16 protein-coding genes and 2 pseudogenes are annotated in these 17,609 nt (G+C 68.2%); 5 read left to right on the forward strand and 13 right to left on the reverse strand.

What is annotated here, in order from left to right:
• Positions 1-536 (forward strand): annotated as a pseudogene (locus ACILQR_RS00005) (hypothetical protein); the annotation flags it as partial.
• A 1-nt stretch (position 537) separates the two neighbouring features.
• On the opposite strand, the gene ACILQR_RS00010 reads toward ACILQR_RS00005, so the two are convergent.
• From ACILQR_RS00010 to ACILQR_RS00060, 11 genes and pseudogenes are all read right to left on the reverse strand, one after another.
• Positions 538-978, reverse strand: a complete 441-nt coding sequence (locus ACILQR_RS00010) for a TA system VapC family ribonuclease toxin (RefSeq protein ID WP_395649480.1) — start codon at positions 976-978, stop codon at positions 538-540.
• The gene (locus ACILQR_RS00015; RefSeq protein WP_395649481.1) at positions 975-1,196 is read right to left on the reverse strand and encodes a ribbon-helix-helix protein, CopG family; all 222 of its coding nucleotides are present in this window, start codon (positions 1,194-1,196) and stop codon (positions 975-977) included. The genes ACILQR_RS00010 and ACILQR_RS00015 overlap by 4 nt, the downstream gene beginning before the upstream one ends.
• A gap of 31 nt (positions 1,197-1,227) precedes the next feature.
• Positions 1,228-2,094 carry an NAD-dependent epimerase/dehydratase family protein gene (locus ACILQR_RS00020; protein WP_395649551.1) on the reverse strand — a complete coding sequence of 289 codons (867 nt, stop codon included), beginning with the start codon at positions 2,092-2,094 and terminating at the stop codon, positions 1,228-1,230.
• A complete protein-coding gene (locus tag ACILQR_RS00025; RefSeq protein ID WP_395649482.1) occupies positions 2,091-3,335 on the reverse strand; it encodes an NAD-dependent epimerase/dehydratase family protein in 1,245 nt (414 codons plus the stop codon). The genes ACILQR_RS00020 and ACILQR_RS00025 overlap by 4 nt, the downstream gene beginning before the upstream one ends.
• A gap of 94 nt (positions 3,336-3,429) precedes the next feature.
• Positions 3,430-5,166 (reverse strand): CHAT domain-containing protein, encoded by a 1,737-nt coding sequence (locus tag ACILQR_RS00030; RefSeq protein WP_395649483.1) that lies wholly within the window; start codon positions 5,164-5,166, stop codon positions 3,430-3,432.
• A 1-nt stretch (position 5,167) separates the two neighbouring features.
• Positions 5,168-5,896: a hypothetical protein gene (locus ACILQR_RS00035; protein WP_395649484.1), complete on the reverse strand. Its 729-nt coding sequence runs from the start codon at positions 5,894-5,896 to the stop codon at positions 5,168-5,170.
• Positions 5,897-5,967: 71 nt separating this feature from the next.
• Positions 5,968-6,711 (reverse strand): DUF1223 domain-containing protein, encoded by a 744-nt coding sequence (locus ACILQR_RS00040; RefSeq protein WP_395649485.1) that lies wholly within the window; start codon positions 6,709-6,711, stop codon positions 5,968-5,970.
• Between the two features lie 114 nt (positions 6,712-6,825).
• Positions 6,826-7,176: pseudogene (locus ACILQR_RS00045) on the reverse strand (endonuclease domain-containing protein).
• A gap of 86 nt (positions 7,177-7,262) precedes the next feature.
• Positions 7,263-9,443, reverse strand: a complete 2,181-nt coding sequence (locus ACILQR_RS00050; RefSeq protein WP_395649486.1) for a prolyl oligopeptidase family protein — start codon at positions 9,441-9,443, stop codon at positions 7,263-7,265.
• A 183-nt stretch (positions 9,444-9,626) separates the two neighbouring features.
• Complete coding sequence (locus tag ACILQR_RS00055) at positions 9,627-11,789, reverse strand: prolyl oligopeptidase family protein (RefSeq protein ID WP_395649487.1); 2,163 nt, start codon at positions 11,787-11,789, stop codon at positions 9,627-9,629.
• Positions 11,790-11,941: 152 nt separating this feature from the next.
• Positions 11,942-12,568, reverse strand: coding sequence for an EipA family protein (locus tag ACILQR_RS00060; RefSeq protein ID WP_395649488.1), 627 nt, complete (start codon positions 12,566-12,568; stop codon positions 11,942-11,944).
• Positions 12,569-12,706: 138 nt separating this feature from the next.
• Here ACILQR_RS00060 and ACILQR_RS00065 point away from each other — a divergent pair, with 138 nt between their 5' ends.
• Positions 12,707-13,252, forward strand: coding sequence for a hypothetical protein (locus ACILQR_RS00065; protein WP_395649489.1), 546 nt, complete (start codon positions 12,707-12,709; stop codon positions 13,250-13,252).
• Between the two features lie 263 nt (positions 13,253-13,515).
• Here ACILQR_RS00065 and ACILQR_RS00070 read toward each other — a convergent pair whose 3' ends face one another.
• Positions 13,516-14,142, reverse strand: a complete 627-nt coding sequence (locus tag ACILQR_RS00070) for a methyltransferase family protein (protein WP_395649490.1) — start codon at positions 14,140-14,142, stop codon at positions 13,516-13,518.
• Positions 14,143-14,177: 35 nt separating this feature from the next.
• The gene (locus tag ACILQR_RS00075; RefSeq protein ID WP_395649491.1) at positions 14,178-14,768 is read right to left on the reverse strand and encodes a hypothetical protein; all 591 of its coding nucleotides are present in this window, start codon (positions 14,766-14,768) and stop codon (positions 14,178-14,180) included.
• A gap of 195 nt (positions 14,769-14,963) precedes the next feature.
• Between ACILQR_RS00075 and sdhC the strand changes: the two genes are divergently transcribed.
• Genes sdhC through sdhA form a run of 3 tightly spaced genes read left to right on the forward strand, consistent with a single transcriptional unit; the run spans position 14,964 to position 17,609 of the window.
• Positions 14,964-15,416, forward strand: coding sequence for a succinate dehydrogenase, cytochrome b556 subunit (sdhC, locus tag ACILQR_RS00080; RefSeq protein WP_395649492.1), 453 nt, complete (start codon positions 14,964-14,966; stop codon positions 15,414-15,416).
• Positions 15,413-15,817 carry a succinate dehydrogenase, hydrophobic membrane anchor protein gene (sdhD, locus tag ACILQR_RS00085; protein WP_395649493.1) on the forward strand — a complete coding sequence of 135 codons (405 nt, stop codon included), beginning with the start codon at positions 15,413-15,415 and terminating at the stop codon, positions 15,815-15,817. The genes sdhC and sdhD overlap by 4 nt, the downstream gene beginning before the upstream one ends.
• Before the next feature lie 7 nt (positions 15,818-15,824).
• Positions 15,825-17,609 (forward strand): succinate dehydrogenase flavoprotein subunit, encoded by a 1,785-nt coding sequence (sdhA, locus tag ACILQR_RS00090; RefSeq protein WP_395649494.1) that lies wholly within the window; start codon positions 15,825-15,827, stop codon positions 17,607-17,609.

Raw genomic sequence — 17,609 nt, forward strand, 5'->3', positions numbered from 1 at the left:
CCGCTCCGCGTCCGACGCCGACCCCTCGCCCGACCCCGCCGCGCGTCACCCCACCCCGGCCGGCACCGGCCACTCCTGCCCGACCGACTCCGGCCCGGCCGACACCACCGGCCGCCACGCCCCGCCGCAACGAGCCGACGCTGGATCTCAGCACCCTCGCGCAGGGCCCGCGCCGTCCCGGCCCCACCGCCCCCCGCGCCACCACCGGCCAGCAGGGTGCCGGCCGCGCCAGCCAGGCCTCGGGGCCCCAACTGACGGCGATCTTCAACCAGGTCTATCCGAACTGGACCCTGCCCTGCGACATTCCCGGGGCAAACCAACTGAGGATCCGGGTCAACGTCACCCTGTCCACGGACGGCCGGATCACCGCCGGACCGACCCTGGTCGATCCCGATTCCAGCCCCGTCTACCGGGCCGCTGCCGACGGAGCGATGCGCGCCCTTCGCCAGACCGCGCCGTTCGACGTCCCGTCCGGCTTCCCGGGAGGCCAATTCGCACCGGTCTTCAATACCGAGCGCGCCTGTCGCAACCGATAGCTCAGTGAGCGCGGGGGATGAAGTGGAACGCCTCGACCCCGCCGACCACCGGGGTGGGAACGATCCGCCGATCGAAGGTCGCGAACTTGCCTTTGTGGCTGACGGCCAGCGCCAGCAGGTGCAGATCGGTGATCTGGTCCGATCTGGTCAGCAATGATCGGTCGATCAGCTTTGAATCCAGCAGCCGGACATCCCCGTCCCAGTAGGTGTGACGCCCCAGACCCACCAGTTCGTCGAGCATCTCGGCCACCACCGCGGGAGGACCGGGTGTATTCAGATAGCGACGCTGACCCAGAATTCGCAGAACCGCATTCTCGGTAATGGCGCAGGTCGCCCAGCCCGACGAGGCGTGATCGCCAAACCAGGCATGGGCTTCCTCGTGGAAATCATGTTCGCCATCCAGCAGGGCGATCAGAACATTGACGTCGAGCAGGAAGATCAATCGTCTTCGTCCCTCAGCCGATTGACCATATCCAGCGTGACGCGCCCTCCACGGGACGGCAGCAACGGCACGCCGTTGCGGTACTGGCGCTCCTGCGGACGCTCAAGGGTACGGCGAGCCAGTTCCGACATCACCTCTCCCAACGGTCGCCCCTGACTGTTTGCCAGAACCTTGACCCGTTCCAGCACGTCGTCGTCGATGTTCAGGGTGGTGCGCATGATGCCCTCTTAGCGCATCACGCATCACGCATCAATCCAGCAGGAGCGCCGACAACCCCTCCTGCCACGTCGGATACCTCGGCCGCCAGCCCAGTTCCGCCTTGGCGCGGGCGTTCGAGATACGCTTGGAGTCCAGGTAGAAGCGGCGGCTGACGTCCGACACCGACGCATCGTCCCAGGCGACCTCGGGCGGGCGGGGCAGGCCCAGACGATCGGCGGCCCATTCCATGACGCGGTCGGCGGGCGCGGGTTCGTCGTCCACCAGATTGTAGGCGCGACCCGGATGCGGTCGCTCCATCGAGGCGAACAGGCCCGAGACAATGTCGTCCAGATGGATACGGTTGAAGACCTGACCGGGCTTCTTCACCCGCCGGGCGGTGCCGTCCTTCAGCCTGTCGATCACCGACCGGCCCGGGCCGTAGATGCCGGGCAGGCGGAAGATCTGCACCGTCAGCCCCATGCCGCGCCCGGCGTCCAGCCAGTCGGCCTCGGCCCGGACCCGGCGCGCACCCTCGATGGTCGCGGCGTTCAGGGCGTCGTCCTCGAACACCCAGCCGCCGGCCCGGTCGCCATAGACGGCGGTGGACGAGACATAGCCGACCCAGTCGGGCCAGGCCGATCCGGCCGAGGGCGTCGCCGACAGGGCCCGCAGCGCGGGGCAACCCTTGGCGTCAGGGGCGGAGGTAACCAGCACGGCCGTGGCTTGGGAAAGAGCCAGATCCAGAGCGGCGAGATCAGTCGGGTCGATCGCCTCGATCCCCTCGGCCGACAGGGCCGCACGACGTTCGGGATCGCGCGAGGTGGCCACGGCCCGCCCGCCACGCGCAAGGGCTTCCAGGGCGGCAGCGCGGCCGACGTAGCCGCCGCCGAAGACCAGCAGGGATGGGGTCGCGGTCAGGCGACGCCCGCCCGGATCGGGATGACGGGCGCGGGTTCGGGACGGGCCGATTGCATGGGCTCCGCACAGGCTTCGGCCCGACAGGCGTTCCAGGTGGAAACACAGGGAATCTTGGCCCGATCGGCCCGGTCGGCATAACGACCCGCCACCTCGGCGACATCGGCCATCAGCCCCTCGGCCAGGGTGATGGGCTTCAGCCCCAGGTCGCGGAACTGGTCGTTGGCGACGATCAGCTCGTTCTCGTCTGCCTCCTGACGCGGATTGGGCAGGTGGGCGATCTCGGCCCCGGTCAGGCGCGACACCAGGGCGGCCAGGTCGCGGACCCTGTGGCTCTCGGTCATCTGGTTCAGGATCTTGACCCGCTCGCCGCGCTTGGGCGGGTTTTGCAAGGCCAGTTCGACGCAGCGCACCGTGTCCTGGATGTGGATGAAGGCCCGGGTCTGCCCCCCCGCCCCATGCACCGTCAGCGGATAGCCCACCGCCGCCTGCATCAGGAACCGGTTCAGTACCGTGCCGTAGTCGCCATCATAGTCGAACCGGTTGATCAGCCGTTCGTCCATCCGCGTTTCGGCCGTCTCCGCCCCCCAGACGATCCCCTGGTGCAGGTCGGTGATGCGCAAGGCATCGTTCCGGGCATAGAACTGGAACAGCAAGGCGTCCTGCGTCTTGGTCATGTGATAGATCGAGCCGGGGTTCGGCGGGAACAGGATTTCCTGTTCGGCCGGGCCGTGATCGGTCTGGACCGTGACCTTCAGATAGCCCTCGGGGATGCGCAGGCCGGCGGTGCCGTAGCCATAGACCCCCATGGTCCCCAGGTGGGCCAGATGGACGTCACGACCGCTCTCGACGATGGCGGCCAGGATGTGGTGGGTGGCGTTGATGTTGTTGTCGACGGTGTAGAGCTTGTGCCGCGCCGACTTCATCGAATAGGGGGCGGCGCGCTGTTCGGCGAAATGGACGATGCTGTCGGGGGCCTCGTCATGGATCAGGGCGACCAGACGGTCGAATTCCTTGCCCACCGTCATGTTGACGAAGCCGATGGTGCGGCCGGTCAGGTCCCTCCAGGCGGCGATCCGCTCACCCATGGTCCGGATCGGGGTCAGCGACTGGACTTCCAGCTCGTTGTCGATGTTCCGGCGGCTGAGGTTGTCGACGATGGTGACGTCCCAGCCCCGCGCCGACAGATGCAGGGCCGTCGGCCAGCCACAGAATCCGTCGCCGCCCAGAACCAGAACCTTCATCGGGTCGCCTCTTGTCGTTTCTCTTCCGACATCCTGACTAACCCATGCGCATGACAGGGCAAAGCGGCGCTGTTCGCTGCCCTGTCCGAAGGTCTCAGCCCGGTTCGCCGACCAGGGTGAAGGGGGCCCAGAAGGCGGGGTGGCCCCACAGGCGGTTGGCGCGAACGGACTTCATGCCCGTCTGGAGCGCCTTGGCGCGGTCGCCGATGTCGGCGCCGGGGGCGTCCAGCGCGGCGAAGGTGTCGGCGATCAACTCCGTCGTAGCCACGTCCGACACCTCCCAGTGCGACACCAAGACCGACCGCGCCCCGGCATAGAAGAAGGCGCGCGCCAGTCCCGACAGCCCCTCGCCGCCGGGTGTGCCGTCCGAGGCCGCCGTGTTGCAGGCCGACAGGACCACGAACTCGGCCCGCAGCCGCAGCTGGGCGGCTTCGGACGCGCTCAGATAGCCGTCGTCGGCCTCGGTCGCCGTCTCCGGCGGGGTCAGGACCAGACCGGGCTCGGACACGGTGGACCCGGCCATCAGGCCGTGGGTCGAGAAGACGACGAAGCGCGACTGGGACAGAGCACCGGTGTCCGCCTGACGCACGGCGGTCTCGGTGGCGGCCGCGCCGGTGCGGACCAGGGCGCGGGGATAGCGGGATTTCAGGGTGTCGAGCTCGGCCTTGGAGCCGGGCAGATAGGGAAGCGCGCGCAGCTTGGCGACATCGGCCAACCGCCCCTCGCCCATGACACCGTCCGCCGAGGGCGCCCCGCGCGAGCCGTTCTGGGGCGCTCCGGCCAGGATCGGCGCCCCGAAGGCGGCCATGGAAAAGCCTCTCGTCGCCGCCTGGCGCGTCGAGGCGGGGGCGGTGCCCGCCATCGGCGGACAGCCGGGGCTGCGATCGGCGGGATCGGCGACCAGATAGCAGCGCAGCGCCTTCAGGCTCGACACCGAGGGCAGGGTGGCCAGGGCGTAGCGGTCGATCAGCCAGTTGGTCGTTGAAAAGGCATCAGGCCCGGTGTCAGATCCGATCGGCGCCTCGGTGGCCAGCACGGCCAGGGGCAGGGTCGTCAAGGCACCGGTGACGACGGTGATCAGGGTCGTCTTGCCTGCGAACACGCTCTCCACCGGCTGGACCAGCCGGGCATAGAGGCGGTGGGCCTCCGCCCGGTCGAAGGCCGTGACCGGCCGACCGGCGAAGATGGCGGGGTCGATGCCGGGATCGCTGCGCGACGCCGCCGTGGTCAGGGAGGCGCGCAGCTTGGCCACCGAGGCGGTCATGGCCTCTTCGCCCAGGTCCTCGGCCCGCGCCCATTCGATCCGGTCGCGCGACACGCCCCAGACATAGGTCGCCTCGGGGTTCACCAGCACCAGCAGCAGGCCCTCGTCGGGCTTCAGCAAGCCTTGCGCCTCGATCACCGACAGGGCGCGCGGGCTGGTCAGTTCGGAATAGGCGGGAAACCGCGCCTCGATGTCGGCGTCCACCGTCTTCAGCCGGGCCAGCGTCGCCTCATAGGTGGTGCGGGTCGCCGCCCGCTGGGACTGGCCGTCGGCCCCGTCCACGGCATAGAGCCGCTCCAGCTCGCGCTCCAGCCGGTCGCGCGTGGAGATCAGGGTCTCGCGTTCCTCAGCCAGCCGACCCAGGGCGTCGTCGCCCTGGGCGAAGCGGGCGGAGACCTTGGCCAGGGCGTCGGCGGCATCGGACGCGATCGCCCACTGGGCCGCCTCGAAGGCCTCCGCGCGCAGGGATTGCGGCGTGTCCTCGGTACGGGCCACTGCCGATGCCGACAGGCCCGCAACCAGGGCCAGCCCCGCCACCACGGCGGTCAGTCTGCGCCACACAGCCATGTCAGTTGCTCAGGATCTGGACCTTGGTCCAGACCGCGCCCCGGTTGACGATGTCGATCCTCACCTTGCCCCCCTGGCGTCGCTGCACGGTGCAGACCGGATAGTGGTCGCCGAAACCGTCCTCGCACACAAGCGCCCCGGCCTCGTCGCGCACCGACATGTCGATATTGGTGTCGCCGTCACCGATGGCCGCGACCCGCAGCACCTCGCCGCCCCGGGCCTCGACCTCGAACCCATAGGTCTCGCGCGCCTTGATCTCGCGCACCTGAAAGATCGGGCCCTGGCCGAAGGGCGAGGAACGGACGCCTCGCGTCCCGGTGCGCAGCCGGGCGATGGCGTCCAGCACCCCCTGGCTGCCGTTGGCATAGGTCGCGGCCTCGTCCAGCAGGCGATCGGGCGTCAGGACGGCCTCGCCGCTGTCGGCACCGGGCCGAACCGGCACCTCGGCCAGGATGCGCGCGGCCATGATCAAAGCACCGGGATCGGAATGGGTCCGGCCCCAGGCGGCGACGTGGGCGGCGGTGACGATCTGGGTCACCCCCTCGGCCTCGGGCGAAATGGTCATGGCGGCATCAGCCTGGACCGGTTCGGCCACGGTGCGCGACCCCGCGGCGCAGGCCACGGCCAGGCCGGCCATGAGCACACAGGCCAGCGTCGGCAAGGAGCGCAGGCGCGCAAAGGTCTTCATCATCGTTCCCCACAGCCGGGTCGGGACAAGGATCGGCCGCATCCGATCACTCTGAACCCAAAACGCTTTTCAGGGAAACTGACCGAACGTGATCGGGCGAACGCGGGTTCGGATCAGAGGGTGGCGGCCGTCAGGATACGGCGATCCGCCCGCGCCTGGACCAGAACCGCAACCGCCTCGCCCGCCTCCGCTTCGGGCAGGTCGTACAGCACCGGCCGCCCGGTCCAGGCCCCCAGCCGGCTCAGGGACCGGACCACATTGACGTGGCGCACCACGCGGCCCCGGTTGTCGCCACCGTTGACGGTGACGCTCTGCGGGCCCGGACGATAGGTGACGGCCCAGACCTCGGCGCCGCCCTCGGGCGCGGTGCCAGATCCGACGCCGACGCGGTCACCGGCTTCCCGGAACTCGATCTGCGGCGGAAAGACGCGGCGCTCGGCCTCCTGATCGACCGCCTGCTGGACGTCGGCCCGGCGCGCGCCGGACAGCTGGCGGCGGCCGTCGATGATGACCTGGGGCGTATAGACGCCGCGCAGCTGCATGGCCTGGAGGTACGCGCGCTGGCGCTGGGCGAACTCCGGGCGGGCGAAGGTGTCGGGCCAGCCCAGATAGTCCCAGTAATCGACCGCATAGGTCAGGGCGATCACCCCGGGCTCCTGCGCCAAAGCCTCGACGACCCGGTTGGCGGCGGGACAGCCGGAACAGCCCTGGGCGGTGAACAGTTCGACGACGACGGGCTCGGCCGGGGTCGCGCGAACCGGCGGCCGGCCGGGCGTGACCGGCTGGGCCGAGGTGCCCACCGACACGGCTCCGGCGGCGAGCACAGCCCCCGCGATGATCCAGCCCTTGAAGCTCATGACCGGAACCGTAGCGGAGCCGTTCGATCACCGCCCCTCATATTCGCGTGAGGCCTGAATCCTCACCCGTAGGGGGAGGGGGACCGCAGCCCGCTTGGGCTGGGGTGGAGGGGGTCAGCCGCGCACACGCTGCCTGACGCTGGCCACGACTCCCTCAAGGTTCGCCAATACGTCCCGTGCGGCGATCCGATAGACTGTGACGCCACGCGCGTTCAGCCATGCCATTCGATCCTGATCATGGCGGTACCGTTCAGGATGTTCGTGGCTGGCCCCATCGACCTCTACCGCCGGTTTCGCCTCGTCACAGTAGAAGTCGAGGATGTACGGCTCGAGTGGGTGCTACCGTCGGAACTTGGCACCATCGAATTTTCCACCACGGATCGCCTGCCAAAGCAGGACTTCCGGCAGCGTCAGCTTGCGGCGAAGTTCGCGGGCGCGTGCGACAGTGAGTTTGGGCGCTTCCATGCCCGGACTATGCCCACAAATCGCGTGCGCGGCAGGCCCCCTCCACCGCTTCGCGGTCCCCCTCCCCCTACGGGTGAGGATTTTCTTCAGTCCATCAACTGCTGGCTCAGATACACATAATGCCTCGCCCAGCGCCTCGCGTTGGCGACCGGGTCGGCGTCGTTGGAGTGACCGCCTGACGTCTCCTCGTAATAGAGGTGGTCATAGCCCATCTGCCCCAGGCGGGCGGCGAACTTGCGCGCGTGGCCGGGGTGGACGCGGTCGTCGCGGGTGTTGGTGGTGATGTAGAGCCGAGGATAACGGGCCCCCTGACGCAGGTTCTGATAGCCGGAGTAGCGGGCGATCCAGGCGGCCTCTTCCGGGATGCGCGGGTCGCCGTATTCGCCGATCCAGGACGCCCCGGCCGGCAGGTCGGGATAACGGAGCATGTCGATCAACGGGCTCTCGATCACGGCGGCGTTGTAAAGTTCGGGGTGCTGGGTGATCGAGACGGACGTCAGCACGCCGCCGTTCGAGCGGCCATAGATGCCCAGACGACGCGGCGAGGTAATGCGGCGCGCCTCGAGGTCGCGAGCGACGGCGGCGAAGTCGTCGAACGCACGCTGGCGGTTTTCCTTGAGCGCCGCCTGGTGCCAGGCCGGGCCGAACTCGCCGCCGCCCCGGATGTTGGCGATGACGAAGGCCCCGCCGTTCTCGAGCCACAGCCTGCCCATCTCGGGTTTGTAGGCGGGGGGGAAGGCGATCTGGAATCCGCCGTAGCCGAACAGAATGGTCGGGGTCGATCCATTCATCGGCGCGTCGATCGGCCGGACCAGGAAATAGGGCACCTTGGTCCCGTCGGTCGAGGTCGCCTCGAACTGTTCGACCACGTGTTTCGACGCATCGAAACGCGCGGGCGAGACCTTGATCCGGTCGGCGGTGGCGGCGGTCAGGTCGGCCAGGGCCAGGGTGGACGGCGTCAGGAAGCCTTCGAAGGTATAGAAGACCCGCCCCGTCTTGCGCGCCACGTCACCCAGATGCACCGCCGCATTGTCGGCGGCGGGCAGGATGGTCGAGGTCCACGGCCGGGTGGCGTTGTTGTTGAAGGCGATGATCCGCCCCTTCACATTGTCGTTGACGACCACGACGATCTTCTCGTCGGTGACCGCCACGTCCTCGATCGACTGGCGCGCATTGGGGGTGAAGACGACGTCGGCCTCGGTCGAGATGAACAGGTCGCCGGTGCGGGTCGCCGGCCGCAGGGTGTTCAGGGTCACGGCCAGCAGTGAACCCGCCGTCCGCTTCTGGCCTTCGCGGCGGGTCCAGTCCTCGTCCAGGGTGAAGACCAGCCGCTTGTCGATCATGCCCCGGATCGAGATCCGCTCGGGCAGGACCAGCTTGATCATGTTCGACCCGTCCAGCATCCAGGTCTCGGCGCGGTAGGTGTCGAGCGGCCGGTTGACCAGCACGCCCAGGATATTGCCCTCGCCGTCGCGATAGACCGCCGGGCTGACGCCGTATCCGCCGTCGGTGGCGGCACCCCGGAACATCTCGCCGGCGTCGGCCAGGGTCCCGCCCCGGCGCAGGCCCTTGACGATGAAGGGATAGCCGCTCTCGGTCAGGGTCGGCTTGCCGTCCTCCAGCCCGAAGTCGGTGGCGACCAGAAGCGTGCCGCGATCCAGCCAGGCGATGCGGTGCTTGCCCTCGGGCAGGACGAAGCCGTTGTTGGTGACGAAGCCCTTGGCCACGGTGTCGAATTCGCGGACCACCACGGCGTCCTTGCCGCCGTCGGACAGGGAGATCAGGCAGCGTGTCTCGGCGGGGGCCAGACAGTTGGCGCCCTTCCAGACCCAGTCCTTGCCCTCGGACGCCGAAAGCGCGTCGATGTCGAGCAGGGTTTCCCACTCGGGCGTCGCCGTCCGGTAGGAGGCGAGCGTCGTGCGCCGCCAGATGCCCTTGGGGTGTTCCGCGTCCTGCCAGAAGTTGCCGATGCCGTCGCCGAGGAAGCTGGGAGACGGCGTCCGGTCGGTGGCGGACAGGATGTCGAAGGCCTGCTGGCGGAAGGTCTCGTAGCGGGGGTCGCCGGTCAGGGTGGCGAGGGACGTCTCGTTTTCCGACGCGACGAAGGCCATGGCCTCGGTGCCCTCGACCTCCTCCAGCGCCAGATGGTCGTCGGCGGCACGGACACCCGCGGGCGACAGGTCCGTGGGCATGTGGGGCGGGCGGGACTGGGCGAGGGCCGAGGTGGCGAGAGCCATGACCGCAAGGGCACCGATGAGGGACTTCATATCAAACTCGCCTTCTTGATCCTCACCCGCGCAGCGGGGGAGGGGGACCGCGCGAAGCGTCGTGGAGGGGGCGAATGCGAAAACCGTGTCTGGGCGTCGTCGGTCGCATGCGACCTCCTCCACCCCTCCACCGCTTCGCGGTCCCCCTCCCCCGTTCGCTTCGCTCCGGGGGAGGATTGCAGACTATTCCTGCGCTGGGGCGTCCATCAACCGCCGCGTCAGATAGGTATATTCCAACGCCAGCCGCCGCGCGGTTTCACGCAGATTCGCCCCGGCGGCGTGTCCGCCGTCCGTGTTCTCGTAGAACAGCACCGGATAGCCGAGTTCCTCAAGCCGCGCCGCGGCCTTCCTCGCATGGCCCGGATGGACGCGGTCGTCCTTGGTCGAGGTGTGGATGAAGACTTCCGGATAGGGCCGGCCCGCCCGCAGGTTCTGGTAGGGCGAATACTGCTGGATCCAGGCGCGTTCGACCGGCACGTCCGGGTTGCCGTATTCGGCGATCCAGCTGGCCCCGGCCAGAAGCTTGTGGAAGCGCAGCATGTCGAACAGGGGCACCTGGATGACGGCGGCGTTGATCAGGTCGGGCCGCTGGGTCAGCATCGCCCCCATGAACAGGCCGCCCTGCGACCCGCCCATGATGCCGAGCTTGGGCTGGGACGTGATGCGCCGCGCCTCGAGGTCCAGCGCCACGGCCTGGAAGTCCTCATGCGCCCGCTGGCGGTTTTCCTGAAGCGCGGCCTCGTGCCACCGGGGTCCGAACTCGCCGCCGCCCCGGGTGTTGGCGATCACATAGACCCCGCCGCGCTCCAGCCACAGCTTGCCGACCGTGGCCGAATAGCCGGGCAGCAGCGAGCTCTCGAACCCGCCATAGCCGTACAGGATGGTCGGGTTCGACCCGTCCATGGGGATGTCGTCCTTGTGGACCACGAAATAGGGAATCTTCGTCCCGTCGGCCGAGGTCGCCTCGTGCTGATCGACGCGCATTCCGGTGGCGTCGAACTTGGCGGGCAGCGACTTGATCACCTCCGCGCCCGTCCCTGCCGCATCGGCCAGATAGAGGGTGGAGGGCGTCAGATAGCCCGAAACACTGACGAAGACGCGATCGTCGGTGTCGGAACCCGAACCGACCCCGACCGTGACGTTCTCGGGCAGGGCCATCCGCTCATGGCTCCAGTCCGAAGGATCATAGACCTGAACCGAACCCCGGACATTGTCGTACAGGGCGACGATCAGGCGGTTCCTGGTCGTGCCGATGCCCTCGATCGCCTGACGCTCGGTCGGGCGGATGACCAGTTTCGCCTCGACCTTCGGATCGGCCAGCCAGGCGTCGAGGGGCCAGGCGATCACGTCGCCGGTCTTGAAATCCTGGCCCGAGGGCGCGGTCCAGTCCTGCTTGATCGAGACGACCAGCTGGCCGGCGACCAGGCCGTTGATGTCCGACTTGGCCGGCAGGTCCAGCTTGCGCGTCGTGCCGTCGGGGTTCAGCAGCCAGGTCTCGCTCTCGTAGAAGGAGACGCCGCGATTGATCAGCACCGCCTTTACCGCGCCGTCGGCGTCGCGCAGCGTATAGCCGCTGACCGAGACGTCGGTGGGCTGTCCGGTGAACAGGGTCTCGGCCTGATCGATCGACTGGCCGCGCTTGAGCCGCTTGACCACCATCGGATAGCCCGAGGTGGTCAGGGTGCCGGGGCCGAAGTCGCGCGAGACCAGCAGGGTGTCGGCGTCGATCCAGGCCGCGCCGCCCTTGGATTCGGGCAGAACGAAACCGCCCTCGACGAAGGTCTTCGAGACCGCATCGAATTCCCGCAGCACCACCGCGTCCTTGCCGCCGTCCGACAGGGACACCAGGCACAGCCGCTCTTCGGGGGCCAGGCAGTTGGTCCCCTTGTAGACCCAGTTCTTGCCCTCGGCGGTGGCCAGGGCGTCGATGTCCAGGATGGTCTCCCACTCCGGCGTCGCGGTGCGATAGCTGTCGACCGTGGTCTGGCGCCACAGGCCGCGCACGTGCTGCGCGTCCTGCCAGAAATTGCTCAGGGTGCCGTCGCGGTTCCAGCCGACGCCCGGAATCCGGTCGCGGGACTGGACGATGTCCAGCGCCTGCTGGTGCAGCCCCTCATAGCGCGGGTCGCCCTGAAGCACGGCGAAGGTTCGGGCGTTCCGGGCATTGACCCACTCCATGGCCCGCGCCCCGTCCACCTCTTCCAGCCACAGATAGGGATCGGTCGCGTCCGAGGTGGCGAAGGCCCCCTCCGCCAGCGGCGGATTGGGCGGGGTCGGTGTCTGCGCCATGGCGAAGGATCCCATTGCGACGGAAAGAGCAGCGGCGGAGACGAGCGAACGGATCATGAAAAGCTCCGGATACGGGGAGGCCGCACCTTAGAGACGGTCCTGCGAGCGGCAAGCGGCGGGGCCTGAACCTTACCGATTTGTCACATGTCCGCGCTCAGCCAGCACCGGAGCCCTCGGACCCGGCCTGAGGCCTCTCCCCCGCTCGGAACCTAGAAGGGCAGGATGTTGCGCTGACGCGAATAGGCCATGGTCCCCACGTTGGCACCGAGCCGCAAGCCGACGCCGGTCCGCACGGGGGCCAGGACGATGCCGTCCGCGCGCTGGTAGTTCACGCCCAGGCCGCCGATCAGATAGGCGGAGCCCTCGACGCCGGGGTAGCGACGGTAGATCGCGTCCGGCGCATACAGGCCGTAACACAGGGTGAAGACCCGCGACGCATTGCCGCCGACGTCCCAGCCGATCGAGATTCCCTGCCAGAAGACGTCCTGCGGGGCCTGGCCGTCCTTCATGTGCAGGGCGCCACGACCGTAGCGCAGGCCGATGCCCGCGGCACCGGCACCTTCCTCGCCTGCGATATAGGCGGTGGGCCGATCGCCCTGGTCGGCGAAGATGCGTTCGATGACGGAGCCCATGCTCTCGGCCGCGATGCCCAGTTCGCGCGAGCCGGCGGCGACCAGTTCGTCGGCGGTATAGGCAGGGGCGGCGCTGTCCGAGGAGATCGGATAGGCGGGGTCGTTCGGCTGGCGGCCGGTCGAGGCGCAGGCCCCCAGACCCAACGGCAGGGCCGTGGTCGCGGCGACGGCGAGACCGGAGCGGATCAGATTGCGGCGATGCATGAGAAGTCCCCGAGGAAATGGCGTTCGCCCGTCGTCGCGGGCCTGAAACCCAGCCTGCGCGGGTTTTGAGTCAGCCTTGCGGCGACGAGGTTAACGAGAGGTTGCCGACGCAGGCCTCCGAACCCGCTATGAGGCCCCATGGACCTGCCCCTGATCCCCGGCCGTGAATGCGGCCCTTGCGTCGAATGCTGTCGCTTCATCCCGCTGGATCTGCCCGAACTGGCCAAGCCGACCGGCTCCCTGTGTGCATACTGCGTCGATGGGGCGGGCTGTTCGGTCCACGCGGTGCGCCCGCAGACGTGCCGGACCTGGTTCTGCGTCTGGCGGGTGGTCGAGCTGTCCGACGCCTGGCGGCCGGACCGCAGCGGAATCATCGTCCGCCCCGACGGCCTGACCACCGGCGAGATCACCCTCTACGTCGTGCGTCGCACCGACTTCCTGACCGGCGACGAATTTTTCGACACGGTGGCCCAGTGGCTGTCAGAAGGACTGCGGCTGGCGCTCAGCGTCCCCGGCCCTGTCGGAACCCTGCCCGTGCGGGCCGAAGTCACCGACTATCTGCTCCCGGCCGTGGCGGCGGGCGATACGGCGCAGTTCGATCAGCTGATGACACGCTGCCTGGACAGCCTGGCCGCCCACGAGTTCGAGCCGGACGGGATCGAGACGCGTTACGCGGTGATCTAGGATCGTGTGGCGTCGAGCGTGAAAGGTTCATCACAAAGGACACCAAGAAGGACACGAAGAGATCGAGCGGTCTTCCAGTTCAGCGATTACGGCCGTCGGGCATGACCATGAAGGGCGGCTTTGCCGCCGATCGGTGATTCCGCTCTCTGTGGCGAAGGGATGGTGGCCGCCCACGCGGTGCCTTCGTGCTCTTTGTGAATTCTTGGTGGCCTTTGTGATGAACCGTCCATCAGCACAGGCGCTGCCCAAACCCGGTGGCGTTCCTACCAGACGCCCGGGATCAGCCTGAACCGGACCTTCTTCGCGTGTTCCTGATAGGCGGGGTCGCGCATCAGGATGGCTTCTTCGGAATAGATGCGGACGATCTCGAAGCCGAGCCACAGGGTCAGCAGGACCGCGTTCCACACCGACGGGTTCAGCATCAGCGTCCCGGCATAGGCGATGACATAGCCCAGATACATCGGGTGGCGGACGACGGCATACAGGCCCGACCGCTTCACGCCCCGGTTGGCGGCGATCAGGCCGAACGAGCGGCGCAGCGACAGCTTGGCCCCCATGGAGATCAGGAAACCCACGGCCAGAAGCACGGCCCCGGCAGGCAGGCCGCCCGAGGCCGGGATCACCAGCATGGGCAGGAAGGCACCGAGCGCCCCGGTCAGCCAGTCCATCGGCCGGACGCTGATCTGTTCGGTCGGACGGCGCAGCAGCACCATGGCCGCGATCAGGCCCTCGGAAGCCAGAAACATGATGTTGGCCGGGGTGGTTGAGAGGCTCGCGGCGAAACGCCACACCAACCACCCGTACAGGACCAGCATGGCCACGCGTTCGCCGGCGTCGAGCCAGCGGTGCAGGCGGAAACGGCGATCGTCGGGCGCGGCGGCGAGGGTCATGCCGTCCTCTCTGGCACGATCGTCTTGCCGTGTGATTAAGGGGCCCAGCCCGAGGGGCGCGTCAGGGTCACGGTGCGCGCCGCACCCAACCCGGTCAGTTCGCCGGTCCAGCCCGATCCATCCGCATGCAGCCGAAGGGTCACTGTGTCTGTACCCAGGGCGGCGGTGACGGTGCGCACGCCATCCCCCGCAGATATAACGTCGACCGGGGCCGTGCGGTCAGACCGTGCGGGACGCAGCGCGCCCTCCACGGGCCCGGCACCGTCGTCGGACAGGACCAGCTCCAGCACGGGACGGCCCTCGGCATCGACCACGCGCCATAGGCCGTCGAGCGAGCCCATGCGCGCGTTCTGGCGCAGACGCGCGGCCTCGACGCCCTGCTGATAGCTGAGTTCGGCCGGGGTGCGGCGGCCCTCGTAGTTGTTGCGATAGGCCTCGACCGCGACCGGAGCGGTGATCGGCCGACGGCGAACCGAGGCGTCGGCATCGCCCTCCGCGATCTGGCGGCCGAAGCTGGAAGGCGGTTCGTAGGGCCGGACGACCGGCGGCGCATAGACCTCGGTCCGCGCCGAATAAGCGCGGTCCTGTCCTGAAAGCCCCGCGAGCATGACGACGAGCAGCAGCATGTCGCCAAACTGTCGCGAGACGGGACTCGTGACTAGTGCCGATGCGCAACACGCGAAAACGTGATCGGTTCCGACGTTCTGCAAGATTTTGCGCCGCAGTGCACAAGGGTCGCGTTGACACCGGCCCGCGCGCGTCACTAAAGCCTTGCCACCTGCCCGAGCGACTGAATTCGCTGGGTTTTGAGAACGATTCGCATGACGAGCTCGAACGACCCTACCGACGCCCAGACCGGTCGTCTTGTCCTTCAGCCCAACGGCCGCCCCCGACCCCTCTCGCCGCATCTTCAGGTCTGGCGCTGGCACGTCACCATGACGGCCTCGATCCTGTTCCGCGTCACAATCGGGGCGGCGACCGTCGCCGCCGCGATCCTGGTGGCCGGCCTCGGAGCGCTCGCCTTCGGACCCGACGCCTATGCGACGGCGATGGGCCTGATGGGATCGCCGCTGGGACTGCTGGTCGGGTTCGGACTGACGGTGGTGCTGTTCTCCCTGCTGCTGAACGGCGGACGCCACCTCATCAACGACGCCGGCCAGGGTCTGACGATCGCGCCGGCCAATCTGCTGTCCAACATCGCCGTCTGGGGCCCCGTGCCGCTGGCGGTGCTGTTCTGGGTCCTGTTGTTCGCCTCGGGGAGGGTGTCGCTGTGAGCGGTGCGTCCAAGTACAAGAACGGCGTCCGGGTCTCCGAACGCCACGGCGCGGGCGAATGGACCACCGAAAAGGTCCTGCTGCTGCTGCTGATGCCCCTTGGCGTCTGGGTCGCGTCGAGCGTCTTCACCCTGACCGGCACCGGCTATGACGCCACCCTCGCCTGGTTCGCCAACACACTAAACGCGGGCCTGGCGATCGTCACGGTCATCGTCTTCTTCGGCTTCGCCAGCCTGGCCTGGAAGGTCATCGTCGAGGACTACATCCACAAGCCGGGGACCAAGACCCTGTTGCTGGCCCTGCTCAACATCGTCTTCCTGGCCCTGACGGCGGCCAGCGTCTTCTTCATCGTGCGGCTGGCGCTGGGATCCGCGCCGCTGCCTGCCGGTTTCGGAGCCTGAACGCCTGATGGCTGACTACAATCTGATCGATCACGAATACGATGTCGTCGTCGTGGGTGCCGGGGGCTCGGGCCTTCGTGCCGCGCTCGGCGCCGCCCAGCAGGGCCTCAAGGTCGCCTGCGTGACCAAGGTCTTCCCGACCCGCTCCCACACGGTGGCGGCGCAAGGCGGCATCTCCGCCTCGCTCGGCAACATGGGCGAGGATTCGTGGAAATGGCACATGTACGACACCGTCAAGGGGTCGGACTGGCTGGGCGACCAGGACGCCATCGAATACCTGGTCCGCGAGGCGCCCAAGGCCGTCTATGAGCTGGAACACTGGGGCGTGCCCTTCTCGCGTACCGACGAGGGCAAGATCTACCAGCGCGCCTTCGGCGGCATGACCCGCAACTACGGCGAAGGCCCGGTCCAGCGCACCTGCGCCGCCGCCGACCGCACTGGTCACGCCATCCTGCACACCCTGTACGGCCAGTCGGTGCGTCGCGAGGTCGAGTTCTTCATCGAGTATTTCGCGCTCGACCTGATCATGCAGGACGGGGCCTGCACGGGCGTCACCGCCTGGAAGCTCGACGACGGCACCATCCACCAGTTCCGCGCCAAGCTGGTGATCCTGGCCACCGGCGGTTACGGCCGCGCCTACTTCTCGGCCACCTCGGCCCACACCTGCACCGGCGACGGCAATGCCATGGTGCTGCGCGCCGGCCTGCCGCTCCAGGACATGGAGTTCGTCCAGTTCCACCCGACCGGCATCTACGGCTCGGGTTGTCTGATCACCGAGGGCGCGCGGGGCGAGGGCGGCTATCTGACCAACTCCGAAGGCGAGCGGTTCATGGAACGCTACGCCCCCTCGGCCAAGGACCTGGCGTCGCGCGACGTCGTCAGCCGCTCCATGACCATGGAGATCCGTGAAGGTCGCGGTGTGGGGCCGAAGAAGGACCACATCTTCCTGCACCTGGATCACCTCGATCCGAAGATCCTGCACCAGCGCCTGCCGGGCATCTCCGAAAGCGCCAAGATCTTCGCCGGCGTCGACGTGACCAAGCAGCCGATCCCGGTCATCCCGACGGTCCACTACAATATGGGCGGCATCCCGACGAACTATCACGGCGAGGTCCTGACCAAGGTCGGCGACAATGCCGATACCGTTGTGCCCGGCCTGATGGCTGTGGGCGAGGCGGCCTGCGTGTCCGTGCACGGCGCCAACCGTCTGGGTTCCAACAGCCTGACCGATCTGGTCGTGTTCGGCCGCGCCGCCGGCCTTCGCGCCGGTGAGGTCGTCGACAAGGCTGCGCCGGTTCCTGCCGCCCCGGCCTCAGCTACCGCATCCCACCTTGCCCGCCTGGACAAGTTCCGCAACGCCTCGGGCACCAATTCCACGGCCAAGCTGCGCAACGAGATGCAGCACGCCATGCAGTCGGACGCCGCCGTCTTCCGCACCGGCGAGACCCTGAACGAGGGCGTCGCCAAGCTGCGCGACATCCACGCCCGCTCGGCCGACATCAAGACCGTCGATCGCGGCATGATCTGGAACACCGATCTGGTCGAGGCTCTGGAATACGACAACCTGATCGATCAGGCGCTGGTCACGATCGAGAGCGCGGCGAATCGCGAAGAAAGCCGCGGCGCCCACGCCCGCGAGGACTTCCCCGACCGTCACGACGAGCAGTGGATGAAGCACACCCTGGCCTGGCGCAAACCCGGCGAGGGGGTCACGATCGACTACCGTCCCGTCCACACCTACACGATGTCCGCCGACATCGAGTACATCAAGCCCAAGGCGAGGGTTTACTGA

The organism is Brevundimonas sp., assembly GCF_044239655.1.
Lineage (GTDB): Bacteria > Pseudomonadota > Alphaproteobacteria > Caulobacterales > Caulobacteraceae > Brevundimonas.